This window comes from Soonwooa purpurea, assembly GCF_053891095.1.
In genome coordinates this window covers 1-1,246 of sequence record NZ_JBSSMA010000061.1, presented here as the reverse complement: position 1 = coordinate 1,246, position 1,246 = coordinate 1, and the positions used below count along the sequence as shown (strand labels likewise).

2 protein-coding genes are annotated in these 1,246 nt (G+C 28.8%); both read left to right on the top strand.

From position 1 onward, the window contains the following. Positions 1 to 414 precede the first annotated feature (414 nt). Positions 415 to 669 carry a type II toxin-antitoxin system Phd/YefM family antitoxin gene (locus tag ACVFVN_RS14730; RefSeq protein ID WP_409508911.1) on the top strand — a complete coding sequence of 85 codons (255 nt, stop codon included), beginning with the start codon at positions 415 to 417 and terminating at the stop codon, positions 667 to 669. Between the two features lies 1 nt (position 670). Further along, positions 671 to 928 carry a Txe/YoeB family addiction module toxin gene (locus ACVFVN_RS14725; protein ID WP_409508910.1) on the top strand — a complete coding sequence of 86 codons (258 nt, stop codon included), beginning with the start codon at positions 671 to 673 and terminating at the stop codon, positions 926 to 928. Positions 929 to 1,246: the final 318 nt, after the last annotated feature.

Below are 1,246 nucleotides of genomic sequence, written 5' to 3'. Positions count from 1 at the left end.
TGATTGGCTAAAAATTGGACGCAAACTAAAAAGCAAAAAATTATCTCAGAAAAAACAAGGAATGAACGATCTTAAAAATTATGGAAATGAAAATATATTTATGAGTTTGCTAGATATAATAAAAAAATATTTTAATCGCACTACAGCTAACAGTGTATTTGCAAAATGCGGGGTTTAAATCAAAGTTGAAAAGCATAAATCATTTATTCGCAAAAATGCTTTTCATCTTGATTTTATTTGTAATTTAACAATCTGAAAAAGCATTTTGCTTCGCTTAGTCTGAATTGAACTTTCAGTTAAATCCAGCCCGCACTTCGCAAATACTTTTTCGTTGTCTGCAATAAGTCCAAAATACTGCATAATTTTGTTAATTGAATTTTTGTACGTATATTTGTACTAATTAAAATACAAATAATGTTAATTGCAAGTGTTTCAGATTTCAGAAAAGATATTAAATCATATTTAGATAGAGTTGCGAAAAACTTCGAAACTTTGATTATTAATCGTGGAAAAGATTCAGGTATTGTGGTAATGTCATTAGAAGAATATAATTCATTGATGGCAACAAATTATGAACTTTCTTCACGAAAAAACGAAATGCGTCTAGATTCAGCAATTGAAAAATTAAAAAGTAATAAATCATTTTCTAAAGATTTAATAGAAGAATAAGATGAAATATACTTTTGTTGATGAATCTTGGGAAGATTATTTATACTGGCAGAAAACTGACAAAAAGAAATTAAAAAGAATAAATGATTTGTTAAAAGATATTTCTAGAAATCCTTTTGATGGAATTGGAAAACCAGAACCTCTGAAACATAAATATTCTGGATTTTGGTCGCGAAGAATTGACGATGAGCATAGATTAATTTACCAATATCAAGAAAATGAAATTCTTATTGCTAAATGTAGATTTCATTACGATTAGAATTCTTACTGCAGACAACAGTGTATTGGCAAAATGCGGGGTTTTGTAAACGTTGAAATTTTGTAAAATTACTCCGCCGATTGTTTTTCCGTATTGATTATTTTTGTAATTTAACAATCCGAAAAAAGCATCGGCTACGCTCGGTTCTGAATTGAACTTTTTGTCCAATCCAGCCCGCACTTCGCCAATACTTTTCCGTTGTACGCAATTTTGCCAAACTGACCGCTTAAAAAATGACAATAATATTTGAATTTATAGTACAGGTTTTTGTTGAAATAATTTTCGAAGGAATTATTGTTGGTGGTTTCAAATTATTAA

Coding starts and splice junctions, on each gene's coding strand:
- ACVFVN_RS14730 (WP_409508911.1), top strand. CDS start 415: ATGTTAATTGCAAGTGTTTCAGATTTCAGAAAAGATATTAAATCATAT.
- ACVFVN_RS14725 (WP_409508910.1), top strand. CDS start 671: ATGAAATATACTTTTGTTGATGAATCTTGGGAAGATTATTTATACTGG.